Source organism: Nitrosomonas communis (assembly GCF_024102715.1).
GTDB classification, from domain to species: Bacteria; Pseudomonadota; Gammaproteobacteria; order Burkholderiales; family Nitrosomonadaceae; genus Nitrosomonas; species Nitrosomonas communis_B.
Genome location: NZ_JAGFJM010000064.1, coordinates 1 through 23,872, shown reverse-complemented (window position 1 = coordinate 23,872; position 23,872 = coordinate 1). Strand labels below are relative to the sequence as shown.

The 23,872-nt window shown below is 43.1% G+C and carries 27 protein-coding genes; 12 read left to right on the top strand and 15 right to left on the bottom strand.

From position 1 onward, the window contains the following. Positions 1-68 precede the first annotated feature (68 nt). Complete coding sequence (locus J5I83_RS06205; protein WP_304054232.1) at positions 69-311, bottom strand: transposase; 243 nt, start codon at positions 309-311, stop codon at positions 69-71. Positions 312-940: 629 nt separating this feature from the next. Here J5I83_RS06205 and J5I83_RS06200 point away from each other — a divergent pair. Further along, on the top strand, positions 941-1,357 hold the full coding sequence (locus tag J5I83_RS06200; protein WP_304054231.1) for a hypothetical protein: 417 nt from the start codon (positions 941-943) through the stop codon (positions 1,355-1,357). A 551-nt stretch (positions 1,358-1,908) separates the two neighbouring features. Here J5I83_RS06200 and J5I83_RS06195 read toward each other — a convergent pair. Then, positions 1,909-2,493, bottom strand: a complete 585-nt coding sequence (locus tag J5I83_RS06195; protein ID WP_304054229.1) for a hypothetical protein — start codon at positions 2,491-2,493, stop codon at positions 1,909-1,911. Between the two features lie 396 nt (positions 2,494-2,889). On the opposite strand from J5I83_RS06195, the gene J5I83_RS06190 reads away from it, so the two are divergent. The 3 genes from J5I83_RS06190 to J5I83_RS06180 all read left to right on the top strand — a co-directional run bounded on the left by J5I83_RS06190 (position 2,890) and on the right by J5I83_RS06180 (position 6,183). Beyond that, positions 2,890-3,288 (top strand): surface-adhesin E family protein, encoded by a 399-nt coding sequence (locus tag J5I83_RS06190; RefSeq protein ID WP_304054228.1) that lies wholly within the window; start codon positions 2,890-2,892, stop codon positions 3,286-3,288. Positions 3,289-3,956: 668 nt separating this feature from the next. After that, on the top strand, positions 3,957-4,889 hold the full coding sequence (locus J5I83_RS06185) for a hypothetical protein (protein WP_304054226.1): 933 nt from the start codon (positions 3,957-3,959) through the stop codon (positions 4,887-4,889). Positions 4,890-5,331: 442 nt separating this feature from the next. Then, positions 5,332-6,183: a carotenoid biosynthesis protein gene (locus J5I83_RS06180; protein ID WP_304054225.1), complete on the top strand. Its 852-nt coding sequence runs from the start codon at positions 5,332-5,334 to the stop codon at positions 6,181-6,183. A 444-nt stretch (positions 6,184-6,627) separates the two neighbouring features. Here J5I83_RS06180 and J5I83_RS06175 read toward each other — a convergent pair whose 3' ends face one another. The 12 genes from J5I83_RS06175 to J5I83_RS06120 form a co-directional block, all read right to left on the bottom strand. Next, entirely contained in the window at positions 6,628-7,521 is an 894-nt protein-coding gene (locus J5I83_RS06175; protein ID WP_304054224.1) for a hypothetical protein, read from the bottom strand. Positions 7,522-7,559: 38 nt separating this feature from the next. Further along, the gene (locus J5I83_RS06170; RefSeq protein WP_304054222.1) at positions 7,560-7,961 is read right to left on the bottom strand and encodes a biopolymer transporter ExbD; all 402 of its coding nucleotides are present in this window, start codon (positions 7,959-7,961) and stop codon (positions 7,560-7,562) included. Next, on the bottom strand, positions 7,948-8,595 hold the full coding sequence (locus J5I83_RS06165) for a MotA/TolQ/ExbB proton channel family protein (RefSeq protein ID WP_304054220.1): 648 nt from the start codon (positions 8,593-8,595) through the stop codon (positions 7,948-7,950). Before J5I83_RS06165 ends, J5I83_RS06170 begins: the two co-directional genes overlap by 14 nt. A 1,036-nt stretch (positions 8,596-9,631) precedes the next feature. After that, positions 9,632-10,117, bottom strand: a complete 486-nt coding sequence (locus tag J5I83_RS06160; RefSeq protein WP_369683397.1) for a phosphatidylglycerophosphatase A — start codon at positions 10,115-10,117, stop codon at positions 9,632-9,634. Beyond that, positions 10,117-11,631 (bottom strand): kinase, encoded by a 1,515-nt coding sequence (locus tag J5I83_RS06155; protein ID WP_304054219.1) that lies wholly within the window; start codon positions 11,629-11,631, stop codon positions 10,117-10,119. The genes J5I83_RS06160 and J5I83_RS06155 overlap by 1 nt, the downstream gene beginning before the upstream one ends. An 11-nt stretch (positions 11,632-11,642) precedes the next feature. Continuing rightward, positions 11,643-13,202: a PP2C family serine/threonine-protein phosphatase gene (locus J5I83_RS06150; RefSeq protein ID WP_304054218.1), complete on the bottom strand. Its 1,560-nt coding sequence runs from the start codon at positions 13,200-13,202 to the stop codon at positions 11,643-11,645. Positions 13,203-13,207: 5 nt separating this feature from the next. Next, entirely contained in the window at positions 13,208-14,263 is a 1,056-nt protein-coding gene (locus tag J5I83_RS06145; RefSeq protein WP_304054217.1) for a TerY-C metal binding domain-containing protein, read from the bottom strand. A gap of 139 nt (positions 14,264-14,402) precedes the next feature. Continuing rightward, on the bottom strand, positions 14,403-15,044 hold the full coding sequence (locus tag J5I83_RS06140) for a VWA domain-containing protein (protein ID WP_304054216.1): 642 nt from the start codon (positions 15,042-15,044) through the stop codon (positions 14,403-14,405). Between the two features lie 2 nt (positions 15,045-15,046). Next, positions 15,047-15,691 carry a TerD family protein gene (locus J5I83_RS06135; RefSeq protein ID WP_304054214.1) on the bottom strand — a complete coding sequence of 215 codons (645 nt, stop codon included), beginning with the start codon at positions 15,689-15,691 and terminating at the stop codon, positions 15,047-15,049. Positions 15,692-15,706: 15 nt separating this feature from the next. Beyond that, complete coding sequence (locus J5I83_RS06130) at positions 15,707-16,345, bottom strand: VWA domain-containing protein (RefSeq protein ID WP_304054213.1); 639 nt, start codon at positions 16,343-16,345, stop codon at positions 15,707-15,709. Positions 16,346-16,365: 20 nt separating this feature from the next. After that, positions 16,366-16,944 (bottom strand): TerD family protein, encoded by a 579-nt coding sequence (locus J5I83_RS06125; RefSeq protein ID WP_304054212.1) that lies wholly within the window; start codon positions 16,942-16,944, stop codon positions 16,366-16,368. An 11-nt stretch (positions 16,945-16,955) separates the two neighbouring features. Then, entirely contained in the window at positions 16,956-18,002 is a 1,047-nt protein-coding gene (locus tag J5I83_RS06120; protein ID WP_304054211.1) for a DUF475 domain-containing protein, read from the bottom strand. A gap of 525 nt (positions 18,003-18,527) precedes the next feature. Between J5I83_RS06120 and J5I83_RS06115 the strand changes: the two genes are divergently transcribed. The 7 genes from J5I83_RS06115 (at position 18,528) to J5I83_RS06085 (ending at position 23,015) form a co-directional block, all read left to right on the top strand. Next, positions 18,528-18,926, top strand: coding sequence for a hypothetical protein (locus tag J5I83_RS06115; RefSeq protein ID WP_304054210.1), 399 nt, complete (start codon positions 18,528-18,530; stop codon positions 18,924-18,926). 156 nt (positions 18,927-19,082) lie between these two features. Next, positions 19,083-19,439 (top strand): hypothetical protein, encoded by a 357-nt coding sequence (locus tag J5I83_RS06110; RefSeq protein WP_304054209.1) that lies wholly within the window; start codon positions 19,083-19,085, stop codon positions 19,437-19,439. Positions 19,440-19,516: 77 nt separating this feature from the next. Continuing rightward, positions 19,517-20,041: a hypothetical protein gene (locus tag J5I83_RS06105; protein WP_304054208.1), complete on the top strand. Its 525-nt coding sequence runs from the start codon at positions 19,517-19,519 to the stop codon at positions 20,039-20,041. 442 nt (positions 20,042-20,483) lie between these two features. Continuing rightward, complete coding sequence (locus J5I83_RS06100) at positions 20,484-20,636, top strand: hypothetical protein (RefSeq protein ID WP_304054207.1); 153 nt, start codon at positions 20,484-20,486, stop codon at positions 20,634-20,636. Between the two features lie 217 nt (positions 20,637-20,853). Then, positions 20,854-21,273, top strand: coding sequence for an antirestriction protein (locus tag J5I83_RS06095; protein WP_304054206.1), 420 nt, complete (start codon positions 20,854-20,856; stop codon positions 21,271-21,273). Positions 21,274-21,893: 620 nt separating this feature from the next. Beyond that, the gene (locus tag J5I83_RS06090; protein ID WP_304054205.1) at positions 21,894-22,037 is read left to right on the top strand and encodes a hypothetical protein; all 144 of its coding nucleotides are present in this window, start codon (positions 21,894-21,896) and stop codon (positions 22,035-22,037) included. Between the two features lie 351 nt (positions 22,038-22,388). Then, positions 22,389-23,015 carry a tetratricopeptide repeat protein gene (locus J5I83_RS06085; RefSeq protein ID WP_304054204.1) on the top strand — a complete coding sequence of 209 codons (627 nt, stop codon included), beginning with the start codon at positions 22,389-22,391 and terminating at the stop codon, positions 23,013-23,015. Positions 23,016-23,061: 46 nt separating this feature from the next. Here J5I83_RS06085 and J5I83_RS06080 read toward each other — a convergent pair whose 3' ends face one another. Continuing rightward, entirely contained in the window at positions 23,062-23,244 is a 183-nt protein-coding gene (locus J5I83_RS06080; protein WP_304054203.1) for a hypothetical protein, read from the bottom strand. Between the two features lie 23 nt (positions 23,245-23,267). Here J5I83_RS06080 and J5I83_RS06075 point away from each other — a divergent pair, with 23 nt between their 5' ends. Then, a complete protein-coding gene (locus J5I83_RS06075) occupies positions 23,268-23,711 on the top strand; it encodes a hypothetical protein (RefSeq protein ID WP_304054197.1) in 444 nt (147 codons plus the stop codon). Positions 23,712-23,872 lie beyond the last annotated feature (161 nt).

Genomic DNA, 23,872 nt, shown 5'->3' with positions numbered 1-23,872 from the left:
CGCTCAATCATCATCTTGCGTTCCTGCACACTCAATGATTGAGCTTTCTGGCCAAAAAATCACGTGTCTCACGTCAACTGCCCGATCACGCGATGCAAATCATCGATGCTGCCCTTGTCTTTGCCGGCACCATCACTACGAGCAAATAACTCCGCAGCTTGTTCAATCAAATGCCGCTTCCAGCTATTGATCTCGGTCGGATGGATTCCATACCGGGATGCCAACTGCGGCACGGTTTCTTCCCCTCGGATGGCTGCCAATGCAACTTTCGCTTTGAATTCACTGGAATATTGCGCGCGTTTCTTGCTCATGGTTATTTCACTCCTTTTCTGTTTTGACAGAGCTTAACAACCTGTCCAGTTTTTGGGTACCACTTCAGTTTGCATCGCATAGCTGCAAAAATTCTCTAGGAGAAATCGTTGTTGACTGCTGGGATTGTATATTGCACTGCTTTACTTGCTGTATCGCTCAATAATAAGGCAAATCTATAAAAATATCGCCTGGATGTCTGCGACTATAAAATTTCTAATCTATTTAAATGCAAGCAACTCTTTCTGCCATCTACACAATTTAGTAACTCCAATATCAAGGTTCATACCATAACTGCAGATACAATTTTATTGTATCTATTAAAGAAACATTTAATTTCCGCTTTTGGTACTTATTTTTTGTGTTCTAAGTCACTATTATGCACTATAAGAATTTAGTTTCATTGTGGTGAGTAAGGTAATGTATTAGAAAATATAACCTTATTATGAGTAATGTTCTAAATGATGGATACTGGGATTAGACTGAAATATTTAGATCAAGCGATAGATTCGTTAAAAAATGTTTCCTGTAAAGAGCGTATTCCTAGTGTGGCTATTCTTGAAAAGTGACATGACGGAATTTTTAAGCAAGTAAAGAAGTAGGATTAAAGTTGTTTAATGGAGGTGCTATGATGAGAGTAATAACTTTCTTGATGACTGTATTGGCGCTTGGTTTTTTATCTGGATGTGCTCAAATGAGTCCGATAGCGAGCAATCAAAGTGGTGAAACTCATAGTGCCGATTTGCGTTCCATTGACCCTAATAATCATAATGCTGTCGCTGAACATTACGAAGATGTAGCTAATAAGATAAAAGCAAAACTGCAGGCACAGAAAGAGCTGCTACAGGAATATGAAAGACACAGTTATTATTACGGGCGACGGGGGCAAGATGTTCAATCGCATACTTTAGCAAATATCCGCCAGTATGAAAAATCCATCAAAGAGAATACGAAAGAAGCGGCTATTCACCGGAAAATGGCGCTTGATGAAGAAAAACGTAACCTTGGTTTGATAAATCGATCGATAGTAAAGTCTAAATTAAATTAGCAGCTCATTTAGAGATAAACGTTCAAGTATCAGCAGTTCGAGAATCTAAACAGGAAGGCCGTGATGTCAATCATTAATGTACGGCCTTTTTTGTATCTGTTTATCAGTAGATACGGGTCGCTTCATAGGAAAAATTGATCCAGGTTCTCCAAGAGTGAGTTTCAGGGGATCTGCGTCTGTTAATTCGAAGGTTTCTGGCTCGAACCCTGGTCGGGGGTGTCTATACATAATCAGTTGTTCTGTAATGATATTTTATGAGCTGCTCTGATGCGTATGCTGAGGTGTCCGCCGGAGACTGATGGTCTTGTTTCCTATTTGATGTTCTGGATGTCTGTAATATGATCTCAGCAGTATTTACTTTCCATTGGTAGTTTAACCGTCGTGATCTTTACCAATATGCTACTTTGTTTTCTTTCCCTGTCATTACTAGAAATGATCATAGCTCAATAAAGTAGAGTTTTTGAGCTGTTTCCTATGAAAAGTGCATTGTCGAGAATTATTTGAATTGTCAGGTTCTACTTGAAAAGACTATTTTGCGCATGGCTGGTTGATCAGCTTTTGGGGAGTAGTGGTGGATCGCCCCACTCTTGATGCCAATCGCTCTTTGCAACGCCCAGGCAAGACGTGCTGCCATACTTGCGACTCCACGCTGCAAGTTCGTCGCGAAACCAGCGTTTGATACTGTTTTCGTCGCAGGTGCTGACCCCGAGTAGTAGATACTCCCAAGGTGTTGCTCCTAGCGAAGGATGAATCCAGCAACTAGCTTGCAGGGAATAAAGGCTCGAATCCTTGATGCGGTCATATTCATACCCGATCCACCCTGATCCTATCGTATTTCCGGTCATGATCACTATAACGTGCGAAGAATGCAGGAGCGCCATCTCGATTATTACGGCAGTTAGGAGTTGCTCCTGGCGACGAGTGAAGCACTTTCTCCCGACAGTATTGAGCCAGGTCAGGGTCGGGTCGGTAACATCAAGCCAAATCTCGATACCTTCGTCGATAGCCAGGCGGGCGATACGTAGAGCCAACGGGTAATCAACCTGCCGGTGCGATATAAAAAGCCGAGGACAGACGACCGCAGATGCTATGCCGCCATTCTGGCTTCCCCAATTAGCTGTGCGGCGGAGCGCCACCAGACCGTCGAAGGATTGCTTACCCTGGAAAAGTTCAGCAAAAATTGATTTCTCGGCGTCAGCTCGGGCGTGAAGTAGTAGATCAAGTGCTAGTTCGAGCTGATCAGGTGGTTCTCGACCGTATTCGTGTGTAATCTCGTTGGCACGTCCGATGTAGTCTGCGGCTAGGGCTTTGGCCTGCCACATCGAATCGCGTGCAGGCCGAGAGAGGGGTGCTTTCTCGTAACGATACCACAGGTCTTCTCCTGCGTAATCCTTCCAGTTGTAACTTGCCATACCGCATCCTTGAATGATACTCAGTATTTGAAAGTTACCATATAGCAGCGCCAGAATCCATTTTCAAAAATTGTTATGATATTTTTTGGGTAAAGAGCACCTCTAAAAAATCAAATGCGCATGAAAAAGATGTTGTTAACTTCAATACTGGCCTTGATAACCCATACCGTGATGGCTGACTGGTCTTTGGTGGATGAAAATACTGATGGTTCAGTAACAATATATACCGATTTTGGCACCATTCAGAAAACAGAAAACAAAGTTAAGATGTGGTCACTTGGGGACTTTAAGACTGTGAAAGAATTCAGTGGAATTGAGTTCTTGTCTTCAAAATATCAAAAAGAGTATGACTGCAAACAAGAGCAGACGAGAATGCTTGCATTCACTTTATTCAGTGCGAATATGGGGGAAGGGCAGGTAGTTTATTCGAATGGTGACCCAGATGAATGGGAGCCGGTAATACTTGGAAGCGTTGCGAAAACTCTCTGGGAAATAGCTTGCGGGAAATTACCCGAGTGAACTAGAGTCTGTTGACGTTTTAAGATAAGTATTTCATAGATAGAAACAAACTCGTAATATTGGGGTTCCTATACCACCGACAAAACGAGTTTGCGATGTCCCGATTAATGCCCAGTGATGGGTTCTAGTCGAAGCTGGAGAAGATTCTGCTTCAAGCAGCAATTTATAACAAGTGTAATCTGCGCATAACGGTAGAAGGAATACTATATCGAATGCGGGTTGGCTATCCGTGGTGAGACCTGTTCAGGGTGTTGGTTTGCTGGATTACTATTTATAAAAGATTCAATGCATGGTCATTGAACAGAAAATGGTTAAGGATTCTTAAGACGCTGGTAAATGATTCTGATTGGGAGTGGGAATTTAAGGTGGGTCAGCACAAGTCGGTTGCATATTTCTCAATTAATTCCAGAAAAGAGAACGTGACAAATCTGATGATTGTCGGCGTGTATTGGCGAGCATAGGTGGGTATGAAATTAGTAAAAAGAGCTAGTTATAATACCTGTTAATCTGTATTAGTTTTAATAATATCAATCTGTTACATGATTTGTGTGACAAAAAATGGCGTTAATAGAATTGACAAAATCATGATTGATAAGAAATTTATTATTATTTGATTTCGTTTAACAACCAACTTGTCAAGACTTAGTCAAACTGATTAGAAAAAATAAATGAAAAAAATTTGCGCTTCAATGATATTAGCATTCTGTTTAATTTTTATATCTTCTTCTGTATCAGGAAGTAGTGAATCTGCGGAAACTGGGAATACAGATATAAATATTGTTTTGGCACATGGAATTTTCGGGTTAAACAAAATCGGTTCCACAAATTATTTCAATGGTGTCGAGGAACATCTTAAAAATAGTCATAATGCCAAAGTATTAGTCGCGAACGTAAGTCCAGTAGGTGGCATTAGAGAGCGAGGCAATCAATTGAGACAACAAATAATTAATGCAATTAATAATCCCAATGAATATCCCTTTTTTAATCCCAAAGCTCCAATTCATATTATCGCTCATAGCATGGGTGGATTAGATAGTCGTTTTATTCTATCGCTAGCGAATCCTGATAATATCGCCAATTTGATCACCTCCCTAACTACTATCGGAACTCCACATAAAGGGTCACCATTAGCAGATTTATTCTTTCTAGGCTTTAACCCTTTGGTCAATTTTTTGAAACTTTGGTTTAATGTGAATGAGTTCTTGAAATCTCTTTCTGAATTAGGAATAAAAAAAGATGGTATACAAGACCTAACTACAGTTGCAATGCACAAATTCAATCAAGAATATGAAGATAATCCAAATGTAAGTTATTTTTGGATAGCCGGTATTGGGCGGGATGGAAGTTTAAATAAAACTAGTCATGCCTTGTCATTAACCTATGCGTACATTCGGATTGTCACTCAAGAAGATAATGACGGTGCAGTAGCCTTATCTTCCGCCAAGCGTGGTGAGGCTATTGGAGTGCCCTGGTTTGCAGACCATTTAGACCAAGTAGGTCACGATTTAGATCATCCGCCGCATGGTATACCAGAAGATTTCAATTATTTAGCTAAGTATGATGAAATAATTGCAAGAATAAGATCAATTCAATCAAAATGATAGATAGCTCCAGGCTGTCTCTCTGCACTCAAGTGTTGAGTATTGGATACTCTATTCTAAAACGTGACAAATCTGGCAGTTATTGGCGGATATTGGCGAGCACTGACGAGCTTAATATTTATAAAAACAACTAGTTTGGTAATCCGCAGGCCCCAGGTTCGAGCCCTGGTCGGAGAGTCAAAAAGAATCATATAGTTATATCAATAAGTTGTCTCTTAATGGCATTTAAGATGCCATTATTGGTATATCGTAATAAGAAGAACTATTTCACAGTTAATATAAATCAAAAAATTTGCTATAGCTTTTCCGTGGGTTCTTAGCTAACACAAGTTGTATTACTTATCGATCTTATGCGAGATTCTTACTCGTGGCATAACAGATAGTTTCCACATTTGACAATACACTTCATTGTGACACCTTTTCCTTCTCCAAGGAGTTGTTCATGCTTGATATCGCTTTCGGCACCATTGTCATGCGTCCCTATGTATTCACCTTTTTCGTGGTATTTCTTTTGCTCTGTGTACCGCATGTAGGCTGGCGTAAGACTTTTACTTTCACCGTCGCAGCATACCTGATAGCTTTCTTATCGGAGAAGCTCTCCATTAGCACCGGGTTTCCCTATGGCTGGTACTATTACCTAGACACCACAAGCCATAGGGAGCTGTGGGTCTGGGGGGTACCTTTCTTCGATTCACTCTCCTATGTTTTCCTGACCTACTGCAGCTACACCACAGCATTATTCATTCTATCGCCCCTAGCTACACGCGGTTTTGATCTAATTACACTGGAGACCCGTGCCATCCGGCATTCATGGGCTGCTTTAATACTAGGAGCTTTCTTGCAGACCTTTCTAGACATCATAATAGATCCGGTGGCATTACAGGGCGATCGCTGGTTTCTCGGGCAGATATACAGCTATCACGAGTCGGGACTACATTTTGGAGTACCGATCACAAACTACGCTGGTTGGTTGTTAACCAGTTTCTTATTGGTGGCTGCTTTCCAGCAGATAGACCGTAGAGGTGAAGAAAAGGCGCCATACGAAATATTTGCTATACCGTTTCGCTCGCTGTTGGGGCCGATTCTCTATTTGTCGGTGCTTATCTTCAACTGGGTGATATCGCTCTGGATTGGTGAGTATCTGGTTGCACTAACCGGCATTTTTATATTTACGCTACCAATTCTCATGGTAATAATTCTGGCTGTTTCGCGAGTTAACCGCTATCGTGAGGAAGAGTTGCGGGAACATTTGAAAGATTATCCTTGGTCGCTTCTCAACAGGTTTAAAGAATGAGTGAGATGTGCTGTCATATATGAAGTACATTGGGTTAAGTAACAAGCAGATTTGCTTAATCTTTTAGGATATCAAACTGAAATCAAGGCAATCCAGTGCCCAGATTTATCCGGTTTGGTAAGCCATCTGCGTGTATCTAATTATTCTATAAAGATATTTTCTGACGCGTCTGGTCTGATAGGCGCAGTGGTGTGAATGTCGGACTTCGAGTCCCGTTTTCACTCATCATTGAATTTTGAATAACGGTTTTCTTCAACCTAAATTGCAACCTTTGGAGCGATAGGCAATAGGTTGGACCAGCGCGGAAAGAACCTGGGAAAGATCCCTTAGTAAAAAAATATTTATTATTTCTATACGCAGAGCAGATATCAAAGATTTACTACTCACGCAATGTACTTCGCTTATTGGCGTTCTACAAAAAACAAACTTGGCGAACAGTGACGCTCAGCGCAAATAAGGCGGGATAGGTTCTCCAAAGAACTCACGCATTAAAAAATTTTCGAGTCCTTCGCTATCTCCTGGGCGTGCGGACAGGACGACGACGCGATTAAGGCGATCTGATTCCCAGTTAAAGTCTTCCTGATGATACTGACGAATGAGCTGGATCATCCTGCGGATGATTGCACGCTTGATGTCACCATCCGGACCTGCTTCAACCTCAATTAATACCCGCCGCGGATTGCTATCGCCGGTTGTCCAGGAGCGAAACGAGAACTGTGCATAGCGTGGGCCAATGTTGATAATTTGGAAAATGCCATTGGTGCCGGGTATTTGCAGGTTGCGTTTGACTCTTGCCATCCTGATCTCTTCTGCTGAGGGCTGGGGTTCAGGATTAATATTTTTGTTGTTCTCAAGTTCATCAAAAATACCGACCGGACGATTTTGTTGCCTTCTTCTTTGATTAATATACTCTGATAAATCGGTTGGTGCGGCGGTATCCTCCTTTTTGGGAGCCTCGGTTCTGGTTTTTTTCCTGGGTGGTGTAACTTTTGCCATTTCAATTGCATCCTTCTTGACAGGCGGTAGCTTGGGTGGAGTGAGGGACCGGGGACGCGGAGGCGGCGGCATTACCAGCTCCGGTGCTATTTTTACTTGCTGCGCTTCATTCTGGGGTTGCGTCTCGATGTCTTTGGGTGGTGGCGGAACGGGTTCTCGTGGCTGCGCGAGTTCTGGAAACTCCAGGAATTCTGCTTCGATTGCGTCAGGAATATCAATACTGACTTTGATTTCTGGCTCTGTCAGGTAAAAACCAAACGCCCAAATAATGATTAGCCAAAGCAGCGCCGCCAACGGTAGCGGCCACCAGAGACGAATTTCCCTTGATCTGAAGCTGTTCATTGCTATGGGCTTTATCAAACTATTAAGGAGTATTGAAGTTATTTATGCTGAACTGCGATCAGAAAATGTTGCACGCCCGCACTCCGCGCTCGAAGCATCGCCTGAACCACAATGCCCTGTGGTGCTTCATTATCCGCTGATACGATCAATTTTTGCTTGGCATCCTGAAGCAGCGGTTTGAGCGTGGTAGCCAAGGTATCGAGGGTAACGGATTCCTTATTGATAAAAATTTCACTGTCCTTGGTCAGTGTTAGAGTTACCGGCTTTTCGGCACTGAGTTTCTCGGCTTGGCCTTCGGGTAAGTTGACTTGCAGAGAATCCAGATTCTGCATGGATAACGAGGCCAGCATAAATGTCGCGAGTAAAAAGAACATGACATCGATCATAGGAATAATCTGGATATAACCTTTCCGGGGCATTCTGGATTTACGCAGTTTCATGGGTGTCTTCCTTTAGATCCAGCCGGATATGATCGATCAAGCGTGTGCCGAGGCGTTCCATTTCATCCATAGTTTGTGATTGTAGGCGTGAGAAGTAATTGAAACCAAACAACGCAACCAGCGCGATGATTAGACCAATAACGGTTGCGATGAGCGCTTCGGCAACGCCGCCTGTCACTGCGGTGGGATTGACGATGCCTTCGCTGCCAATGACTTGAAAGGCGCGCATCATGCCGACAACGGTTCCTACGAGCCCCAGCAGTGGCGCAGCTGTCACGATTGTTTCCAGCGCCCAGAGGCGGCGTGCCAATGAATTTTCAATTAGCTGGGCTTCATCCGCTGCACGCGATTCGGTCCACCAGAATGGTTGGTGCCGATTGGAAATCACAACTTCAAAGAAGCGCTTGTAATAATGGCGTTTATCCAGTCCTGACAGGATTTTTTCCAGGTCTTCCCACTTGAAGCCATAGGTTTCGATGAGATTCAACAAATCGTTTGAGAGACGGGCGAAGCGCCAGTAAACAAATGCTTTTTCGAGCATTATCGCCAGCGCGATGACTCCCAGCAAAGATAACGGCAGAATAATGATTCCGCCCAGTTTTAACATGATCCAGGCTTGATTAAGGTATTCCATTCATAAACTCCAGATTGGGTATGTTTTTATAACGTGTGATTCGAAACGGTCATTACTTTGAGTTTAAGCCCCTGAAACTGGATAATCAGAGAGTTCCGGTGCGATGAATGCGTGCTTCACAGTCACTTCTTCGTAAAGTTTGCGGTGGCTATTTTGCGCTTTTTCCATTTTAAGCCAGAAGCTGAAAACGTAGATCAGGAATCTATTGCTGCTACGGGATGATGTGACATTTGATTTTGTCTGAGGTCAGCTTTTCAGCTCCAACCTTTACTTCCATCGACATCAACTGCGATTAGCTGATTCCCACTATTTTTTGCTTTCATTCCTGATAAAAGTAACTACGAGTGCAATTTCTCATTGCTAAGAATTTGTTGAAATGGCAGCATTCCGTAATGTCGAGGATTTGCTGCTGTCGTAGCCAGATACCTCTTTTTAAAACGATGCGGATTGTATTCAAGAGAGCAGTGATGAGAGAGTATCCTGGATTTTGTGTAAAGGGTTGGTTTTAAATACTGCCAAGGCATTCTTTCCTCAAGCTGAATGATAAACCTGTTTAATGCTGGCTTCCAATTTCTTACTGGCATGGGCCATTTTTTGCTAATGTTAATCAGTGTCAAACAGAGTAATTTGGTTACAGATCCATCATTGAGAAACGATGCCAATTTTTCTGATTGTTCATCTCTTTATGGACATAATATAGGGTGCCGGACTGTTAATCCGGCGGTCACTGGTATTAGACAGGAATGGGACGCCATCGATGGATAACTCATTGTAATATAGAGATATTATCGAGGTAATTTGATGAGTATGGCGGAGTGAGCACCGGACTTATGATTTTGTTTCCACTTGGCGTCCTGTACTTCTTGCACGCAACTAATTGCTTTGCTTTGCTGCTTTGCTTTGATTAGGCTTAAATGTCTATAGAGGTATTCGCTGTCGCTAAATTCAGCTATTTGATTAAACAGTCAAAACTTGACCAGATCAAAGATGCTTGGTTAATGGGATGACGAAAATTTCTCTGCCAGAAAGGTACAAGCTAGTTGATAGGAAAGTATATGACTAATTGAATGAGGGCTATAGAATAGCCAGCCGCCAAAAGATCATCGAGCATAACTCCGTGGCCATTTTTCATTCGCTCATCTATTAGATTTATTGGCCATGGTTTGATGATATCAAACAGCCTAAACGCCACGAAAGCCCCAATGTATCCATAGATGTTTTGTGGGGAGTAGCAGAGCACCAGTGCCATCGCAACGATTTCATCCCAAACGATGCCAGGATGGTCCGCTAGCCCAACGGCCTTGCCTGCCACATCGCAAATCCATATACCTATCAAATACATGACTGCCAAAACGCGCATTACCACTTCGAAAGGTAGATAAGCAATCATGAGAAAGTAGAGCGGGTATCCAACCAGGGTGCCCACTGTTCCTGGAGCTTTCGGACTTAACCCCGTACCAATCCCAAATGCTAAAAAATAGACGGGCCGAGAGGTGATGAAACGCCATGTAGGACTAATCACTATTTACTCTCAACTAGTTGAACTACAGCTAGACGGCCTCCATCTTGTCTGGAGAAAAGAATCCGTTTCCCGTCGGTAAGCTCAACTTTGCTGCCAACTGGAATAATTTTTTTGTGATTGGAGTCGGTAACATCCATCAATTCGTTCATGCGGTCGTTTACCAGATACCAGGTATTATTATGCAAAACGAAATATCCTTCGCGCTTCTTTTGTTTGTCGGAGAGTCGCTCATTGGGCACTACATTGCGGTTTGTATGCCATTCCCAAAGGGATTGATTGGTGTAGACCATTAGACGATGATTTTCCGGGCGAAACTGTCCCTCTTTTCTTGATGAATAGAGATTTAATACAGGCAGCTTACCTTTATAAGTTGTTCCGCAGAATGGACATTTCGGTTTGATTGAATTGTCAAAAACATACCATTTCTGGTCACAACTAGTATTCTGGCAAGGTTGGAGCAGATCGATTGTTTTGACCAATGCAACTTCCCATTCATCAGCAGTTGGACGTTTTGATGGATCTAAAAGACCATCAATAAATGCTCTCTGGAACAGAGGTGTAAGATAGGGTCCTGTTATCGTATATGAAATCTTTGACGTATCTTTCCAGGGCAGCTCAGCGGGTTTAACGTTTGCGATTCTGATGCGATTGCTAGTATCTGTAGGGTGCTCCACGAAGAGCGATTTTTCTCCCATGGAAAGTATTTCATCTTTCTGTGGTTCCATATCATGTACCTTATCTCCTCTCAGTGGGTGGCGATACAGTAAATACATGTATATCAGAACAGCTAGTGCATGACGATCTGTATTAATACTAGGGAGTTTCCTATTGGGATCGTCTTTCTTTAGATGGCTCGTCATGATAACTTCAGGAGCAATGAAGTCTGGTGTTCCAACTACATCAGGTGGATACTTTCCAGGCACGACTAACCCATCAATGTCGATAATGCAGGCCGCTCCAGTGACTGGATTTACTAAAACGTTCTTATATGAGAGGTCAGAGTGTGCAAGACCAGCGGCATGAAGTCGCCTGACCGCGCGGCTTAACAATATCCCGATTCGCAGATAATTCTGCCAGTTTCCACGTTCACGAGGATCTAGGAAGCGATTCTGATTGCTAGCACTTGCAAACCATTTTCCTTCTTTTTCTTTTTCTTTTATTCCGAGAAAATCATTATTCTTTGACCCAAATTCAAAGAAGAACTGCTTTTGGTAAGTCGGGGCAACAATTCCAATCTTATTGTCGTGTTCTACAACATGAGTTGGCCAACAATAGAGATTTTTCCAGTACTCTCCTCCTATGTTATTGTATATATTCTCTCTAAATCTTCCTGCAATCATCTCAAGCCGCTCTTTGGCTTGAAAATCCTGCTTATCTCTAAAAAACGCAACCACATAACTCCTGTCCGGGCTGAAATAAACATCTTTCATCCCGCCTGAACCAATAATTTGGTCAACATACTCGATAGGTTTTCCATCAGTTGTTTGAGTCTTGATAATTTTTCCTTTAGCCATGGCAAATATTATTAGTAGAGCAGGGCAATTGTTCGATCATCATGATTACCCGGAGACCAGAATTCTAGCCACTTCAGTAACTCATCAGGTGCTGTAGCTTCATTTGTAATTAATGGCTCAAGCTCATTCCAAAGGTCATCCCATTTCTGGAGGCTAGAAAGGTTATTATCGGTCTCGAATTTTGGATCAGTAACTCCATCGGTCATCAAAATTAAGCTGGTGAAATCTTCAGTTATAGTAAAATTCAAACGTTTCATGATCTCTTCTCCGGTCATAACTTGCTTATCGAGAAATCTTGTTTGTCCTGCAAATTCGCCGCTGTCTCCCTTACCTAATAGCTCAACCTTTTTACCTTTTTGATAAATGCCGACTCCACCATCACCAACCCAAAATGCAGCAAAAAAATGGCCAATCGGTAATCTCTTATGCGCAGCCAAAAGTAATGTAGTTGAATATTCTTTGGAGTTTGCGTTTTTAGAGGAAGCCTCTTCCTCAATTGCTTTCACAGCAGTATGAGCAGCTTGCCCAAATGTTTCATAAAGCGCAGTCTTGACTTGAGCGTTTTTGTCTCCAGAAGACCATAATTTGGCTTCCTGCTCAATTTTTGTACCTTGAGACTGAAGACAATTTTTAAGATGATCCACAGATTTTCTAACCGCAATTCTAGATCCTTCACGAGAGCTTTTTGCGCTCCCAGCGCCATCGGCCACAGCAAGAATATTCCAACCATTCTCTGAAACTAAGTAAAAATCGTCATCACGAAAAGTACCGCTATGTTCGTGGGATCGACCACGACGGCTTGCTGCTAATAGCATCCGATTATCAGTACCATCAGCTAAGTACTTGGCCTCATTGCTCTTAGAATAAGGATCATTGGGGTCAGGGTCTAATTTTTTCCAAAGCGATTTTGGGTCTGGATTAATGAACAATTTGAATTCACTATCAATTGTAGGGCTCTCAGGTCCTGTATCTTGAAAGTGATAAGCCACAAAAATTTTGTATTCTCCATCTTTCAAGGGAGTACCTATAATTGATCTAAAATCAGGTGCTTCCGCTGAAAGGCCAATTCCTTCGGGAAATACAATTTTTTTTATAACTACTTTCTTTAAGTTATTCTCGCCTTGAATTTGTAGAACTGCAGAATAGAGCTCACCAACTTTTGCGTTCTGAAGATTAAATGATATTTTTTGGTTTGGTGTCATAGTAAGTGGCGCCTTTTGAAGGATATCATCAGAGTTTGCAGGAGTATTATTATCTTCTGGCATGGACACCGTGTTCGTCTCTTGGGTGTCACTTTTGCTAGTGTCTTCTATTTTCACCAAACTACCCATTGAATTACTAATTGTTCTCTTGTTAATAGATTTACTACAATGTTCATCCCATAATGGCTGTATCGCTTTAACCAGGCAATCATGGGTTGCATCGATTATCTCTTCTTTTTTTGCAAATTTTTTTATTTCCTCTATATCTGTAACATCACCTCTCAACCTACCCATTGCCCCATTTTTGGGGCTGAGCATTTCTTCAATAACCCCACAGAGTAGAAATTTAAATTCAAAAGTTCGTTTCATAGTTTTTATCCCTGTGCACGATTCACATCGAAGCCTTCATCATCACCGCTCCCGATGCTGAACGTCACTTCCTTTTCACACCACGGGCAAACCGCAGTTCCTAGCCCGTTTAAGCACATGATTCCGCCACATGCACATATCGCAAATGCCGATATATTCCCGCAGTGTGGGCAGCCCGGGGTGCCTAGCAATTCGCTAGTATTAACTTTCAGTTGACCGTTCCCAGTATCAGACCATTCGAAATATTCTTCTCCAAGGGGATAACAGCCTGAAATCGTGTAGTTAGTAGCGACCATAGAGAAATCTTGGTGCTTAACCTGCTGAGTATTGCGTTCATATTTCATCAAATATGGAAGACGTGTCCGCTGACAGCGACCAGTAAGAATCACGTAGTCTGGGTCAACTTTGCGGAAATCCATTGTATCCTTGACAAGCGATAGAATCGTCTCGTCAAGTTTAGCAAGATTAGCGTCGTCAGACGGTATGTCACTGACGCTTTTGCTTTGACTCTTAACAGAATCAGTAATCCATGAGTAGAATAACTTAAAGTCCTCATCGGTGGTATTTTCAAGAATCAATGCATGTTCCGTAAGCTGCTTAAGAACGCCAGTGTCGGCAAAGCGACCAAGAGCAATAGCGATCAGAGTCGCTCTATTTGCGTAATCACTTTTCCATTTGGCTACAGCACTACTGACAGAGTCTGTTGGCTTGCCATCGGTTATCAGATAGATAATTGGTTTCCAGTCACCCTTGTGCTCTAGTGTGGTTTTGTCAACTGATTTGTCTAACTCAGCCATCAAATGGAAGAGTGCACGACCGAGAGAGGTACCACTGCCAATAGGTAGTTTTGGAGGGTAAAATGAGGCCACCTCAATAAGGGGAACAATGGTCCTTGCCTTGCCAGCAAAAGCGATCACACCTACATGCACAGTTTCAAGTGCATAGGGATCCTGACGCAGCGTACGGATAATGCTGTTAATTCCATCATCCAGTTTTTTCAGGTTTTCACCAACCATCGATTCGGAAACATCAAGGACGAAATATATGGGTAAACGACGCATTTAGTTTTCTCTCTTAGTCTATTCTTACCTTGCAAGAGTCATTAATTACTTAATTACCTATCCAGCGCATATCATCTAAAAAATACCGGATGGCATTTGAGCCTACTTGGCGTATCGTGATCTCCTAAATTTTTCTGTTTTAAATCACCACCTGCACTTCGGGTGGAGGCGGAGGCAGATGAGTTGGTTCAGTCACACCAGCGCTGCTGCTACCAATAGAGACACTCTCAGACACCCACTTAAAGAATTGAGAAAAAGTCGCGGAGTCGGTTGTGTCCAGGTGAACCACGTTGTTTGTCAGCTCTTTAAGAATCTCATTTCTAGCTTTTGGTCCGGCAGCACATGCAATGATATTGCCAAAATTCCTTTTTTTGATTTCTGGAATCATGTCACGAAAAGTTTGGAGATCAGACGGACTTCCATCGGTCATGATGAATAACAACGGGCGCCAATCACCTTTTCGTTCAGGTGTACTCTTTATAATCTCTAAATCTGACCGTTGTGCCAGCAGTTTTAATGCTTCCCCCAGGAAAGTGGGACCTGAGTTTGGAACCTTAATTTCTGGTAATTGAATCTGCTCTAGGGGAGTCAATGGGAAAATCTCTTTAGCTTCAATATCAAAAGTAATTAGTCCCAGATGCACCGATTCCAACGCGTATGGATCTTGACGCAATGCATTGACCATACTATGCAATCCCACATTAACGGATTGGATAGGTTCTCCTCGCATAGAACCCGATGTGTCCAGGAGAAGATAGACTGGCAGTCTTCTTTCGCTCATGACTAGGTATAATTCCTTAGAATGTAAACAAAGCTACTCTCTTCGTGCGGATTGCCAATGGCATTGAATTTCCAATTCTCTTTACTTTCACGAACCAACTCTGCAAAAGTAAGTGAACAGTAGTTTGAGTAACTGGAATCACCAGAAAGGTCAAAACGGACCATTTCCCTGCCCTTAGCATCTACAGCTCGGATAAATGCATTTTGAACTTTACTAAAATCTTGCTTGCGCGACTTTCCCTCATAAATTTGCACCACAAACAATATCTTGACAAATTTGTCAGGAAGAGCATTCAGATTAACGATAATTTGTTCATCATCACCATCACCATCACCGGTTCGGTTATCTCCAGTGAGCCAAATTTGGCCAGAGTGATGCTTGAGGCTGTTAAAGAAAATAACGTCGCCATTTTTTAGAGAAGGCCTGCCGTTTTCAGTTGCTCCTAAATCATTTACTTTGCCATTTTCACCAATTAGGAAGGCGACAACATCTAAATCATATTCTTCTTGTTTGCTTGATAGAAAGCCTAGCAGCCCATCCTTTTTTTCTTCATTTACGTCCCAGCCAAGACCAATGGTCACTTTGGACAGATCGAAATCTTCTTTCTTGAGACTAACGCCTTGCCCCTTTTTAAGACTAACAGTCATGATTTTCCCCTTGAATTAAACGACTACATTGACTTCGGGTGGTGGTGGAGGTAGATCATCGAGACCTTTAACTTCTTTTTGACCAGAATCAACTTTCTGGCTACCTGTTGAAATTGAAGCTGACACCCATTTGAAGAATGCCTTAATCGTTGCAGAATCAGCAGTATCTAGTTGAACAACAATTTCAGTAATTTTCTTGAGTATGTTAGTGTTTGCGTTCGGACCGGCCGCGCAAGCGACGATGGCACCTGTCTTTACATTCTTCAGCGCCTGAATTCCCTTTTGCCAGTTATCGGTCGGCTCACCATCGGTCATAATGAATATAAGGGGTTTCCAGTCTCCTTTAACTTCTGTAGTAGTGGTTGTAACCTCACTACTAATTTTTTGTGCTAGCAGCTCAAGCGCTTCACCAAAAGCAGTAGAGCCCGTTGCAACCAAACTGGGTGGCTGAAATGCAACTAGTTCGGTTAAAGTACAAATTTGTCTGGCAGAACTGTCAAAAGTAATAACGCTTAAGAACGCAGTTTCTAGAGCATATGGATCTTGACGCAGTGTAGACACAAGAACCTGAACACCATTTTTTACAGCTTCAATAGGCTCTCCAGACATAGAACCTGAAGTATCAAGCAAAAGATAGACTGGTAATCGACGCATTCAATTCTCCTTTAAGTTTTTTATGCAACTTTTACATTAAAGTTATTACACATGGCATCTAATCCCCCCGAGAATCCTTGGCCGACCGCCTTAAATTTCCACTCACCATTGTGACGATATATTTCGCCAAATATCATTGCAGTCTCTGTACTGTAATCTTCGGAAAGGTCAAAACGAGCAAGTTCGATATCATTTTCCATATTCACAATACGCATGAAAGCGCCCGAGACTTGGCCGAAATTCTGCTTTCTCTCGTCAGCATCGTAAATAGTTACCGTAATAGCGAGTCGTTGAACATCAACCGGGATTTTCTCAAGGTCAAGAATTATGGCTTCGTCATCTCCATCTCCTGCGCCTGTCCTATTGTCTCCGGTATGCTGAACTGATTTGCAGCTCGAAAACAAGTTGTTGTAGAAAATGAAGTCGTCATCACTTCTGACTTTACCTAGCTCATTCAACATGAACGCACTTGCATCAAGGTCAAAATCCTGTCCGTCCGTCGAACGAGTATTCCATCCCAATCCGATGAGAATCTTTTTAAGCTCAGGTGTCGTTTTTGAAAGCGATACATTGCCACCTTTGGCCAATGAAACTGCCATCTTTAATCTCCTTAATTTGAAATAGCTTGATGTTTGTTCTTGTAGATTAGTGAAGAAATCATTGCTGCAACTATGAAACCAACACCGACAAGACCAGTGAAGAGTTCGGGCACTTGCTCGTGAATTGAATAGAACATAATGAGGGCTAGTATGCCAATGGCGTAGTGTGCGCCATGCTCAAGATATACATACTCATCCAGAGTCCCTTTGTTAACCAGATATACTGTCATGGAACGGATAAACATGGCACCAATAGCTAAGCCGAGCATGATGATGACAACATCCCTAGTAATTGCAAATGCGCCAATTACACCGTCGAAGGAGAAAGATGCATCCAAAATTTCTAGATAGATAAATCCCATTAAACCATTGCGTTTTACTGCCTCTACAATAGCTTCTCCCTCTTCCTTCGTTTCAAAAAAGCTGCTGAGGCTGTCAACAATCACAAAAAGGATAAGTCCCCCTAACCCTGAGAGCAGCAAAGTCATCTTATCTTCAGGTGTTAATGGTAGATAATTCTGTAAGCTCCATAAAACTAGTAGCGCAATAATGATTTCGATTGATTCTATTTTGCCCAGCTGTCCGAGTTTTTCTTCGATGAGACCTAACCAATGCAGCTCTTTGCCTTCATCAAACAAAAAACTTAGAAAAACCATGAACAGGAATGTGCCACCAAAAGCAGCAATAGCGGTATGACTGGAATGCAAGTGTTCAGAATAAACATCCGGTTGATTTATAGCCATCTTAGAAACTTCAATTACGCCCTGACCAGCTGCTACAGCAACAATAACGATAGGGAAAACGAGCCGCATCCCAAAAACAGCAATCAGGATTCCTACCGTTAAGAAAATCTGCCGCCACTTGGCATCCATTTCTTTCAAAACAGATGCATTTACTACTGCATTGTCGAAAGACAAACTAACTTCCATAATGCCTAAGATTATGGCAATGCTAAGGGCTGGCAAAATTCCACTGACACCCCCTTGGCTGTAACCCCACCAGGCAGCAAGGCCTAGGCAAAATATGGTTACAATTATTGAATAGCGAAAATGGTACATTTTTTCTCCATTTGATTAGAAAGTGTCATCCCTCAGAGCATTTTTGCTCTATTTGAGTCTGCACATTCAGCTTATTCTGCATTGATTCTAATAAGGGCATTACTTTAATAAGGGGCATAATTTTTATGTAGATCTCTGTATTACTCCATCATTCATAAAAATACTTTCATCATTATTTTCATTCCTACTAATGGCTTAACGCTGATTAAAACAAAATGACATCGGTGTTATATTCATATTCCTATTTCCATGGATACAGTAGTATCGTGCTTTAGTCGTATGAAATCGCAGTTCTTATGAAGTTGTATGGATACTCAGCTCATACAAATCCACTATCCATTTTTGATAATTTGTCATCTTTCGTCTGCTTAAAACAACACACTAACCCAACAACAACCACAAGAGCCTTCGGCGACGCTATGGGCTCGACAATCTGAAAGCGTCGCAATCCTTCAAAGCGCCCTCGGTCATTTCTTGGCCCTGGGCGTTTTGCTTTTTCTCATCTATCTTTCATAGGAGGTACTCATGCTCATCCTCAATGATCCTTCCCTGGTAGACCGCATCCCCGATCTTGCTATACGAGAGCTAGTGCAGCAAAGATTCTCGGAAATATGTGGGGTCGAACCTTACGACTACGACACCCACGGCTACATGATCGTAGTGGAGCCGGGGGATAGTGTCGAAGTCCTGGAGCAGGAAGTCGGCTGGCCCATACTACGCAATTTCTTCGACGACACCCGCTATGGCGAACCTGATTTCTCGCCTTCCTTCGAAGCGCTAGAGGAACATGCCAATTGCTACGAGATGGTTTTCATCTTCAACGATGAAGGCTTTTGCGTCGCTCTGTTTATCCCGAAGCAACCAGGCATCGATGGCGACTTGTTGGCGATGTGTGCCGAATACGCAGCAATCGAACAGCCCTGAATCCCCTCATCCCGCCTAATTCCAGGTGGCAGTTTTCCAGTATTCCAGTTTTTCAGTTTCTCAGTTTTTCCCTCCACCTCCCACCACCTCGCTAGCTACATAAGGCTGGCCTATCTAGCTTTTTATTTCTGTATCACTTCTCTATAGGAGACATCAATGGAAACACCCCTGAATCCGCTCGTGGCGGACATTGTAGCTATGCTCGATCCCGATATGCGTGAAGATTACGAGGAGCGGGCAGCCATCATGGAGTACGAGGCCAAGATGGAGCGTGCCCAGGCTGAATGCCTCGCGTTGATCGATTTGCTTCGTCGCTATCCATCTGTATTGACCGGTGTGACAGTCCTGCAGGTTGAATTGGCAGGTGCGATCCAATCCTGGCTGACGACCGATCTCGATTCTGCTCGTCAATATCTGGCTGATATCGGCGGTGTAGAGAAGGGCATCCTCGATCTCGTAACAGTCATCGAGCGGCAATACGCCGGTATCGCAGTCCTGACAACCTTCAAGTAATCATAGTTGCGGTTCTTACGCCATCTTATATGAAAGCAGCAACCAATCATCAACATCAATATTAAAGGAGTTCCAACATGAAACGCACTCGATCCAATGTGCCCAATCCTGACATACGGATTCTGAAGGTGAATTCCTGCAGCTCACTCTCGGGTAAATCCACCCTGACCTATCAGGTGGGGTGCAATGCCGAATCCAATATCTGCTTCCGGGTAACAGACAATACCGGCGGTGGGTTCTTCAACGACGAGTGGGTAGCGTTCGATGCTATACAGCAAGCATTCGATAAGCAACCCAAAAGCAGACCCATCGTATCGCATATCCTGCTTCCCCTGTTCGAAGGTCGTTCCCTCAATAGCCCGGCTTTCCTGCTGGCGGTATTGCAAGCGGAAGGATTGGTGAAACCACTGGGTGAGAAGAAACGGGGGTATGAGCGTATCGATCCCGCTGGATTCATGGCGGAGATCAAAAAGCTCATCAATACGGCTGTTGATACAAAAGTAGAGAAGGGCAAACAGCCATCTGAATCCACTGTTCAGCCAGTCAAACGCGGAGGGATAGCCAAAGCCAGCAGCGATAAGGCGACTGAGCCTACCAACTGAGTGTTGGAGTTAAATTCCGTAGGTGACTGAAATCCAGCACTTGCAACTCCAAGAGGCACAAGGGTTTTCTGGCTTCGCAATGAAGCAGCCCTGCAATACCGAACCTATACCGATCCAGTTTCAAGAATTTCCTCATTGTGTCTTTCCTGTTTGTTTTCTGTGAGTTCGTTCTTCCCAGCTTTATTTGAAGGTGCAGTTATTCGCAGTATCGGCACTGGCTTTCCCATCCCATCAATCTCTAGGAGAAAAATTATCCATGGCAACCACCACGACCCTCGTCATGGTCACTTTGCTGTGCCTCTTTTATTCAGCAGCACCCGGCTGTTTGGTCTCATCGGTTTAGTTGCACTGATCAATCTGTATCCCTTGTTTTTCCTCGTGATATTTGCCCTGGCAGGTATCGCTTTTTATTTCATTCGCTACCACAAAAGGAGTAATAACCATGATGCATTATCAAAACTACCTGATCGACGCGATCAATGAAGTCCTCACCTGGGATATCCCGGATGAAGCCTTGCCGGATGCAGTCATCGCTCAGGCCAGTCTGATGGCGAGAATGAATCCTGAAGATGGCCTGGCAGGTACTTCAGAGTAGCGCTCAATCCAATCAGCATTCATTCTTTTCTTCCTTTTTCCCTCTCTTTCCCCCGGTCATATCAAACGATCCGTATCCATGCGGAGGGTTTTCTACGTCCGGAATTTGGAGAGGAACACGACGGCAATACCACGCGGGGGCAGTACATGTATTTGTGCTGCTCTCATCCTTCTTTTTTTATTTTTTTGCTATTTCTTTTTGTGAATAGGAGCTAAACATGAACAGTAATACCGTGATCACGCGCCAGCTTGTCGACGATGAACAACGCATCGAGCAGACAACCCGGTTGTTTGGCATTCATTTCCCCCTGAAGCTGGAACCCGCTGTATATGCTCTGGCAGGGAAGCTATCTCCCGACTACAACGGTGGTTACTGGGAGTTCTACACCCTGAGCAATGGCGGCTTTTATATGGCACCGTATGCAGACCACGCTTTCCAAGTGATCTGTCACAATGGCTATGCAGGCGATTTGTCCGCCGATGCCCTGGGTATCACCGTATGCCTCTACGCTTACAGCCATCTGTCGTTTAGCGATATTGCCGGGTTTGCCGAGACATGCGCCCAGCAGTACCACTGGCTGCGGGAGTACATGCTGGATCACCCGGAGGCACAGAGCATTCTCGCTGCGATCGACTGAGGCGGGGGTGGGGGGAGGCACTATTCCCGGAATTTTGCCGCAACAACGCCACATTTCCCCGAAATGCAAGCGGGGTATCGAACTCGGTGTTGCGGATAAAACGCCACACTTCTTCCCTAACAGCCGCGCCTCCCTTCCGCAACGTTGCCGCAACGCTAAAACCCATGCCAGGTATCGATGTTGCGGCGTTGCGGATTTTTGGGGAGAGCTGAGAGAGACTCGGGGGGGATGCACGGGGAACTGGAATTCTGGAATTCTGGAAACCTGGAATTCTGGGGGCAAATGTGCCTCCACCTACTACCCCTTTCCTGGGCCTGCAATTCCCCATGAGTATCATTGAGTTACCAATGGGGGAGGGAGACGCCTCCCTACCGTGAAGCCGTCGATAACATATTGATGGATAACATATTTATTATTGTGTCGCTCTATCTTATTTATAAAAATAACCTCAACTGTACCGAAATTGTACCGATAAATATTCGGTATAAATAAGAAGAGAGGGGTGCTGGGAATAATAGGTGATATTAGTATCGCATTCGTAGCCGACTTATTTTCATAAGAAGTAAACACTGATGAGACCTGCACTTACATGCGAATTATTTCAACAACGGAGAAATAAAATGGGAGCGTTACATAACTTCACAAAGGGCGGAGGGTTTGATTTTAGCCACCCTGCAACAATCATAGGCTTAACAATAGCAGGAATAGGTGTGGTTCTGATCATATTGTTAATTATTTATGTAGTAAAAAAAGAAAAAGATTAATTAGTTAATTCATTTGTTGGTTAGCTTTATAAACTATTTGTATTCAATTTATGTTGAATTGATAGAGGGGAGAGAGACATGCCCCAGCCTTACCTATTGTGCAATTAGTGAAGAATTTCGCTCCAAGAAAATCCAAAGATTAGAAATACTCAAGCTAAACCTTATTTATTGAAATAATCCAAAAAAACTAAAGCTATCTGTTTCAAATATCGTTACTCAATTAGGGGGAAACAAAATCAATTTTTTCTTTTTTATTACTGCAGCAAAAATAACAGTGATAGCAATTATTAAGCAGCATACAGGAAAGACAAATATATTTAATTATTTAATTTGTAAATCAATGGTTTATATATGAAAAAACTAAAACTTATTTTCTTCCTGGTCGCAGTTCTAGTTGCTGAACTTGTAAAGGCCGATTTGTTAACTGATGCATCAGACGCTTACGATAAAGGTGAATATATAAAAGCAGCAGTGCTTTTCGAATCATTGGCAGAAAAAGGGAATGTCAAGGCTCAAGCAATGCTTGGAATAATGTATAGGGAAGGTCATGGCGTTCAGAAAAATATTCCAGAAGCAATAAGATGGTTATCACTTGCAGCAGAGCAAGGCGTTATTTCAGCTTGGTCTGAGCTAGGCGTAATTTTCATTAATAATCACAGCTTCCAAAATTACGAGAGAGCAAAAGAATTATTTTTACTTGCAGCAGAGCATGTAGAACCCAAAGCAATGTTTGCATTAGGTATTTTGTACTATAAAGGATTGGGAGTTCCTATTGATTTTATCCGAGCGTATATGTGGTTTAATTTCTTAATGGAGTATTCTTCAATGCCTGATCGCCCCGGCCTTTTAGTTCAGGATGCTTTTAATGAAGCTAGAAGAATGCTGAATACATTATCAAAAGTAATGAGTCATGACCAAATTAATGAAGCTCAAGCATTATCAATGAGGTGTGTAGATAATCGCTTCAAGAATTGCTAAATTAAATTATTGAGTTAAGGTGAATCATCGTTAACGATTCAGTCATTCATTCAGGAATTTTTTCAGAGGTGATCATGAGTTCGCTCAAACTTGCACCCGGCAGTATCACTGGTTGCAGGAGTACATGTTGGAGTACCCAGAAGCACAGGGTATCCTGGGGGCCATTGACTGACAGGAGGGCAGTGGAGGGGAGGGAGGGGCGGTCATCCTCTCGGAATTTTGCCGCCACAACGCAACGTTTGACCGAAAACCATGGCAGACATAGCACTCGGTGTTGCGGATAAAACGCCACATACCCGCAATGTGTCGCATTGGGGCATCACGCGTGGCGGCGTGGCGCAACCCGGCATTATCCTCAACGTTGCCGCAACGCTACAACCCAAGCTGGGCATCGATGTTGCGGCGTTGCAGATTTTTGGGGAGGGATGCACGGAGCGCTGGAATTCTGGAAACCTGAAATCCGGGCGGTGGAGTGCGATGCCAGGTATCGGCGTTCCAGTTTTCCAGTTTTCCAGGTTTCTACTCTGTCCCCAACCGTCACTCTCACCCCCCACGAAGATTGATGCAGTGCATGGCAATGTGGACTCATCACCGTGCATGAGTGCAGAAATCTGGATTTCTGGAAAACTGGAGCTCTGCCCCATTCTTCCCACCATGTTTCTGCAATGTTTGGCCCTATATTTCTTTTTCATGTAGAAAACCCATCAAAAGTAAAAAATAGGCTAATATCTGATTGATACACCGACAACGGTGAGTTACTGGAACCTGTCTTATTACGCATAGAGCATAATGAAGACATTCACTTCAGGGAAGTCAAGAAGGCAGCTTAAAAAGCCGGATTATTTTTATGTTTATTA

What these genes read in the sequence shown, in the direction of transcription:
- J5I83_RS06145 (WP_304054217.1), bottom strand. Translation starts at nt 14,263, where the DNA reads ATGCGTCGTTTACCCATATATTTCGTCCTTGATGTTTCCGAATCGATG.
- J5I83_RS06105 (WP_304054208.1), top strand. Translation starts at nt 19,517, where the DNA reads ATGAAACGCACTCGATCCAATGTGCCCAATCCTGACATACGGATTCTG.
- J5I83_RS06190 (WP_304054228.1), top strand. Translation starts at nt 2,890, where the DNA reads ATGAAAAAGATGTTGTTAACTTCAATACTGGCCTTGATAACCCATACC.
- J5I83_RS06200 (WP_304054231.1), top strand. Translation starts at nt 941, where the DNA reads ATGAGAGTAATAACTTTCTTGATGACTGTATTGGCGCTTGGTTTTTTA.
- J5I83_RS06205 (WP_304054232.1), bottom strand. Translation starts at nt 311, where the DNA reads ATGAGCAAGAAACGCGCGCAATATTCCAGTGAATTCAAAGCGAAAGTT.
- J5I83_RS06170 (WP_304054222.1), bottom strand. Translation starts at nt 7,961, where the DNA reads ATGAAACTGCGTAAATCCAGAATGCCCCGGAAAGGTTATATCCAGATT.
- J5I83_RS06125 (WP_304054212.1), bottom strand. Translation starts at nt 16,944, where the DNA reads ATGGCAGTTTCATTGGCCAAAGGTGGCAATGTATCGCTTTCAAAAACG.
- J5I83_RS06100 (WP_304054207.1), top strand. Translation starts at nt 20,484, where the DNA reads ATGATGCATTATCAAAACTACCTGATCGACGCGATCAATGAAGTCCTC.
- J5I83_RS06075 (WP_304054197.1), top strand. Translation starts at nt 23,268, where the DNA reads ATGGCAGACATAGCACTCGGTGTTGCGGATAAAACGCCACATACCCGC.
- J5I83_RS06110 (WP_304054209.1), top strand. Translation starts at nt 19,083, where the DNA reads ATGGAAACACCCCTGAATCCGCTCGTGGCGGACATTGTAGCTATGCTC.
- J5I83_RS06095 (WP_304054206.1), top strand. Translation starts at nt 20,854, where the DNA reads ATGAACAGTAATACCGTGATCACGCGCCAGCTTGTCGACGATGAACAA.
- J5I83_RS06150 (WP_304054218.1), bottom strand. Translation starts at nt 13,202, where the DNA reads ATGAAACGAACTTTTGAATTTAAATTTCTACTCTGTGGGGTTATTGAA.
- J5I83_RS06180 (WP_304054225.1), top strand. Translation starts at nt 5,332, where the DNA reads ATGCTTGATATCGCTTTCGGCACCATTGTCATGCGTCCCTATGTATTC.
- J5I83_RS06185 (WP_304054226.1), top strand. Translation starts at nt 3,957, where the DNA reads ATGAAAAAAATTTGCGCTTCAATGATATTAGCATTCTGTTTAATTTTT.
- J5I83_RS06130 (WP_304054213.1), bottom strand. Translation starts at nt 16,345, where the DNA reads ATGCGTCGATTACCAGTCTATCTTTTGCTTGATACTTCAGGTTCTATG.
- J5I83_RS06090 (WP_304054205.1), top strand. Translation starts at nt 21,894, where the DNA reads ATGGGAGCGTTACATAACTTCACAAAGGGCGGAGGGTTTGATTTTAGC.
- J5I83_RS06165 (WP_304054220.1), bottom strand. Translation starts at nt 8,595, where the DNA reads ATGGAATACCTTAATCAAGCCTGGATCATGTTAAAACTGGGCGGAATC.
- J5I83_RS06155 (WP_304054219.1), bottom strand. Translation starts at nt 11,631, where the DNA reads ATGGCTAAAGGAAAAATTATCAAGACTCAAACAACTGATGGAAAACCT.
- J5I83_RS06115 (WP_304054210.1), top strand. Translation starts at nt 18,528, where the DNA reads ATGCTCATCCTCAATGATCCTTCCCTGGTAGACCGCATCCCCGATCTT.
- J5I83_RS06175 (WP_304054224.1), bottom strand. Translation starts at nt 7,521, where the DNA reads ATGAACAGCTTCAGATCAAGGGAAATTCGTCTCTGGTGGCCGCTACCG.
- J5I83_RS06120 (WP_304054211.1), bottom strand. Translation starts at nt 18,002, where the DNA reads ATGTACCATTTTCGCTATTCAATAATTGTAACCATATTTTGCCTAGGC.
- J5I83_RS06135 (WP_304054214.1), bottom strand. Translation starts at nt 15,691, where the DNA reads ATGACTGTTAGTCTTAAAAAGGGGCAAGGCGTTAGTCTCAAGAAAGAA.
- J5I83_RS06085 (WP_304054204.1), top strand. Translation starts at nt 22,389, where the DNA reads ATGAAAAAACTAAAACTTATTTTCTTCCTGGTCGCAGTTCTAGTTGCT.
- J5I83_RS06140 (WP_304054216.1), bottom strand. Translation starts at nt 15,044, where the DNA reads ATGAGCGAAAGAAGACTGCCAGTCTATCTTCTCCTGGACACATCGGGT.